Origin of the sequence: Occallatibacter sp. (assembly GCF_049802275.1) — a bacterium.
GTDB lineage: Bacteria > Acidobacteriota > Terriglobia > Terriglobales > Acidobacteriaceae > Telmatobacter.
This window is the reverse complement of record NZ_JBARMD010000330.1, coordinates 1-5,332: the sequence shown is the minus strand read 5'-3', so window position 1 is coordinate 5,332 and position 5,332 is coordinate 1. Positions and strand designations below refer to the sequence as shown.

Below are 5,332 nucleotides of genomic sequence, written 5' to 3'. Positions count from 1 at the left end.
GATCAGCGGCGCGTGCAGCGAAGATGCCCGCAAGGTTGACGCACGCAGCCAGCAACACCAGCAGCGCCAGTCCCATGATCGCGGCCAAAAACGGCTGTGCCGGACCGCCAAGCGTGTCCCCCAGAAGGCCGGGCTTCACCAGGCGCACAGTGAGCCCGTCATCGTCCGCCGGGTTCTCCCGCGTCATCTGATGTGCAACAGCGATGAGGTTGTCTTCAGCTTGTCGCGGTGTGACTCCCGGTTTCAACGAGCCAATCACGAATATGCCGTGATTTCCGCGCTTGGTCAGAAAACTGTAGCCCTCTATCTGCGCTTCGTTCACCATCGGTATCCAGTATTCCGGCCAGAAAAATATCTCCGTTCCGTGGAAGCCCTTCGGTGCAACTCCGACGATGGTGAATGGATGCTTGTTCAGATCGACCGTCATGCCCACGACTCGCGGGTCGGCATTGAATCGCCTGTGCCAGATTGCATCGCTCAGCACAATATACGGCGCTGAATTGGGGCCATGTTCGTCGCTTGTGTGAAAGAACCGGCCAACCTGCGGCTGCACCCCAAGCATGTCGAAGTAGTTGCCCGATACTTCGTACTCCCACGTCTTCTCAGCGTTTCCGCCGGAACTCATGCCGGCGTATCCCAGTCGATACGCCGCCATGTCGGTGAAAGCCGAACTGCGTGCCTTGAAGTCCACATAGTCCGGATAGGACTGGTTGTCATCGCCCGGCCTCTCGTGGGCCAACTCAAGCAAACGATCCGCTCCTGCTACATTCAGCGGCCGCAGAAGCATCGCATTGAGCACACCAAATACCACCACGTTCGCGCCGATGCCCAGCGCCAGCGTAAGAATGGCGGTCAGCGCAAACCCCGGCGAACGTCTCAACTGGCGCCCCGCATAGCGAATATCGCGGCCCAGATCGGCGAGGCTGAGCGTCGTGTCTGAAGCGGCGACGCGCTCCTTCGCCACCGTGGGATTGCCAAACCGCAACAACGCATCGCGACGGGCTTCTTCCGGAGTCATACCCGCCGCTACGTTCGCATCAACGCGCAGGTCGATGTGCGCCTGCAGTTCGGCGTGAATATCGCGATCCACCGTAGAGCGGCGGAACAAATTGGCGAAGCGGCGGGAGAGGGCCATCGTATTCTCCTGTTCTATTCGGCGCGCAACGCCTGCATGGGATCGACGCGCGCAGCGCGCCGGGCAGGAATCCAGCTGGATCCAATTGCCGCGGCAGCAATCGTGACCGTGATGACCGTGAACACCACCGGATCGTTGGGGCTCACGCCGCGCAGCAAGTTCGCGACGAGATGCGCGAGCACAAAGGCAAGCACGAGGCCAATGCCGATGCCGGCTCCAGTAAGCCATGAGGCGCGCCGCAGAATCAGACCCAGAACGTCTCCACGTTGTGCTCCCAGTGCGAGCCGCACGCCAATCTCGCGGGTGCGCTCGCCCACCATATTGGCCATCACCCCGAAGATGCCGAGGGCCGCAAGCAGCAGCGCAATCACCGCATCGATCAGGAGCATCACAGCGGCATAGATGAGGCCGACCATGTCGTCGCGCACAAGGCGCGCATAGGTTTCAACCGGATCGACGGGAAGTCCCGGATCGATTGAGGCAAGAGCTTTGCGTGCCGGAGTAGCGAGGGCCAGCGGATCGCCGTTGGTGAAAACCGCGATTGTGGCTTCGGTTGTGGGAGCCTGTGCAGCACTCATATAGATCGCGGGGGGATCCTCCTCCCACTGCGAGTAACTCGTATCTTCAGCCACGCCGACGATCGTGAGCCACGGGGCGTCGCTGTTGCGATCACCCATGCGAATGCGGCGGCCCAGCGGACTCCCACCATTGAGATATCGTTGAGCGAAATTCCGGCTGACCACGGCGACTGGAACGGAGTGGATTGAGTCCCCTTGGGAAATCCCGCGCCCATCAAGAATAGCTATGTGAAAAGCTCCGAAATAGCCGCTGCTGACCGGCAGATTCAATGCTGTCTGGATCTTGCCGGGCATTACCGGACGGTTCTCGATGGTGAAGTCGCGAACCCAGGCGGTGTCGCTATAGGGCATGGCGGCTGTGACTTCTGCATGCGTGACGCCAGGAATTGCGCGAAGTCTTTCCAAGCTCTCCATATACCATGCCGCCTGCTTCTCTGGTGTTGTGTACCGCTTGATCGGAAGATTGACGCGAAGCGTCAGGATCTTCTTCGGTCCGTAGATGTCGGCCTGGTGGAGCATGGAGTTCATGCCTTTGACCATAAGCGCAGCACCGATGACTAGGGCAACGGCCAGCGCAATCTGCGCTACCGCAAACGCGTTACGCAGATAGGCGCGCCGGGAGCCCGTCGACTGCCGCGAGCCTGCTCTTAGTTGTTCCACCAGCTTGATCCGCAGCGCTTCAACCGCCGGAACCAGCCCCGCAGCAACACCGGCGCCCACCGCAAGCAGCAGCGAATACGCCAAGGCACGGCGATTGATCGACATGTTGTACCAACCGGGGATATAGCGGGCAACATTTGCCGGCATGGTGATAAGAATCCCGTGCAGGTAGATAGCAGCGAAGGCCACTCCACCGGCAGCTCCCAGGACGGCAAGAAGGATGTTTTCGGTGAGAAGTTGCCGAATGATCCTCCTGCGGCTCGCGCCCAGAGCCGTGCGCATGGCAATTTCAGGCCGGCGTGCGACCCCTCGCGCAAGCTGCAAATTCGCGACATTTGCGCATACTACGAGAAGGACGAAAAGAGTCGCACCCATGATGAGCTTGTAGTAAAGAGGCGTTATGTCGCCGTTGATGTCATCGAGCAAAGGCTCAACTCGCGCCGTCCATCCCTGGTTGGTTGCCGGGTATGCATTCGCCAGCCTCTCGGCAATGAGTCGCATCTCCGATTGCGCCGCTTTCTCTGTTGTCCCGTCACGCAAACGGCCAAGAACCATGTAATTGTGGTTGCTGCGATCGGCAAGCTGAGCCGGGATCGGAGCGAAGGGTAAAAAGATATCGGTAGCGGCGGGGTATTGCATCGTTTTCGGCAGGACGCCAATGATGGTGTATTGGCGCTGATCGAGTTCTATCTTCTTGCCGAGGATGCCTGGATCGGAGCCAAAGTGGCGCTGCCAGAATCCGTAGTTGAGAACGGCAACAGAGTCGCGGCCAGGCTGGCATTCGCTCTGATCGAATACACGGCCAAGAAATGCCTGGGTGCGGAGAATACTGAAGAAGGAGGCGGAGGTGGATGTGGCGCGAACCTGCGCGGCATCGCCGGCACCGGTCAAGGTGAAGTCCCTGCTCTCGCGAACAGACAGCTCTTCAAAGGAGCGGCTCTGTTGGGCCCAGTCGTCAAAATCGGCGAGGGCTACGGATTGGCTGTCGCGCTGCTGTTGCTGTTCAGCCAGGGTAACCACCCTATCCATTGCCGGCACCGCCAGCGGCCGGAGAACAACCGCATCCATGCTGCTGAAGACTGCGACATTTGCGCCGATGCCAATGGCCAGCGTCGCAATTACGGTGACAGAAAAGCCAGGCGACTTGCGCAATTGGCGTGCCGCATAGCGAATGTCCCGCCAAATACCACTGAGCCCGAGAACGGTATCCGCACCGGCAACACGTTCCTTGGTCGCGGTGCGATTACCGAATTGCACGAGGGCCTGGCGGCGCGCTTCTTCCGGCGACATGCCTGCAGCAACGTTCGCGTCGATCCGCAGATCGATGTGGGCCTGAAGTTCGGCGTCGATCTCGCGATCGATTTCGGAATGACGAAACAAATTGATAAAACGGCGAAATGCAGCCATCCGTGGCCTCCTCACTGGGTCCTTACAGTCCCTACGCGTAGCGCAGGACCGCGCGCACGCCCTTCACAAGTTGATCGAAACTTTCCTCGGCCTGCTGCAGTTGTCGCCGGCCGGCAACGGTCAGCTTGTAGTACTTCGCGCGACGGTTCGTTTCTGTCATCGCCCACTCTGAGGCAATCCAGCCGCTCTGCTCCATGCGATGAAGCGCCGGATACAGCGATCCCTCTTCCACGCGGAGCACGTCATTGGACGCGCTTTGAATGTGCAGCACGATGCCGTAGCCGTGCAGTACGCCGTTCTGATCCAGCGTCTTCAGTACAAGTAAATCGAGTGTTCCCTGAAGGTCGTTCTTCGCCATTCTCTACCCCTAGAAATCTTGGTACAAAGAACTCTATGCCTAGAGAGCTAGGCGTGTCAAGAAAAGCAGAGACTTGGCCCCGGTATCAAACGGTCAGCCGCTTAGAATGATTCCGTGAGAATCCGCAGGTCATCAAGACTCATCGCAGCGAGACCGCCTCAGAGCTGGGTGCACCAGGTCTCGGAGTCCCCGGCGGCAGGTCTTTGTCGCTGGGGTGAGGATTCGAGTTTGAGACCTGGGATCTGGCGATATTTATTGCAATTCATTTGCATCATGACGGTGATCATCTGCATGCACCCGGCCATCGCCCAGACCGCCTCCCAGGCTTGGCTCAAATACCGTCCTCTCGGCAAGCCGCTCACGGTGCCCACCCGCGTCAGCACTCTTGGTCAGAGCCTGGTCGAACAGACCGCCGCCATTGAACTCCGCCGCGGCCTGCTCTCGCTCTCGGGCGGCGCGCCTCTCGATGCTGGCCCCAACACAATCTTGCTCGCCACCGCGCCGGAGATGCGCGCACAACAACCCAAGACCATCGTTCCTTCTCTCGACTCCGACGAGTTCCTTATCTCCGTACGCCGTGGAGATCTCGTCCGTGAAGTCGATATCGTCGGTGGCAGCGATCGCGGCGTTCTTTACGGTGTCTTCGCGTTTCTGCGCGACCTTGCGCAGGGCATCGACATGAGCAAGGCCAACCTGCGCGAACACGCGGCCCTGCCTATCCGCTGGGTAGACGAGTGGGATAACGCCGATGGCTCGATCGAGCGCGGCTATGCTGGCCGCAGCATCTTCTTCGACAACGGCCGCGTCCGCGACGACCTCGCCCCCGTTGCTGAATACGCTCGTCTGCTGGCGTCCATCGGAATCAACGGCTGCAACCTGAACAACGTAAACAACGCCGCTGTTTTCCTAACGCCGCAAATGCTCGAAGGCATCTCAAGAATTGCCGAGACGATGCGACCCTACGGCGTCCGTGTCGCTCTTTCAGTTGACATCGCCAGCCCGCAAAAAATCGGCGGCCTCAATACCTACGATCCGCTCGATCCCGCAGTTAAAAACTGGTGGGCCACGAAGGCCAACGAAATCTACGACGTTATCCCTGACTTCGCCGGCTTCACCGTCAAGGCCGACTCGGAGGGCCAACCCGGGCCCGCCAGCTTCGGCCGCACGCCGGCCGATGCGGCCAACAGCCTGGCC

Annotated in this window: 4 protein-coding genes; 1 reads left to right on the top strand and 3 read right to left on the bottom strand. The window is 59.8% G+C overall.

Going from position 1 to position 5,332, the window contains the following annotated elements:
* The 3 genes from WA354_RS11495 to WA354_RS11485 all read right to left on the bottom strand — a co-directional run.
* A partial coding sequence (locus WA354_RS11495; RefSeq protein ID WP_472813153.1) for an ABC transporter permease occupies nt 1-1,135 on the bottom strand: 1,135 nt, incomplete at its 3' end.
* Between the two features lie 14 nt (nt 1,136-1,149).
* Nucleotides 1,150-3,780: an ADOP family duplicated permease gene (locus WA354_RS11490; protein ID WP_472813152.1), complete on the bottom strand. Its 2,631-nt coding sequence runs from the start codon at nt 3,778-3,780 to the stop codon at nt 1,150-1,152.
* Between the two features lie 31 nt (nt 3,781-3,811).
* Nucleotides 3,812-4,138: a PadR family transcriptional regulator gene (locus tag WA354_RS11485; RefSeq protein ID WP_472813151.1), complete on the bottom strand. Its 327-nt coding sequence runs from the start codon at nt 4,136-4,138 to the stop codon at nt 3,812-3,814.
* Nucleotides 4,139-4,411: 273 nt separating this feature from the next.
* On the opposite strand from WA354_RS11485, the gene WA354_RS11480 reads away from it, so the two are divergent.
* Nucleotides 4,412-5,332: alpha-glucuronidase family glycosyl hydrolase (locus WA354_RS11480; RefSeq protein WP_472813150.1), on the top strand; the 921-nt coding region annotated here is incomplete at its 3' end.

Excerpts from the sequence above, each read along its gene's own strand:
- WA354_RS11490 (WP_472813152.1), bottom strand. The coding sequence starts at position 3,780 with ATGGCTGCATTTCGCCGTTTTATCAATTTGTTTCGTCATTCCGAAATC.
- WA354_RS11485 (WP_472813151.1), bottom strand. The coding sequence starts at position 4,138 with ATGGCGAAGAACGACCTTCAGGGAACACTCGATTTACTTGTACTGAAG.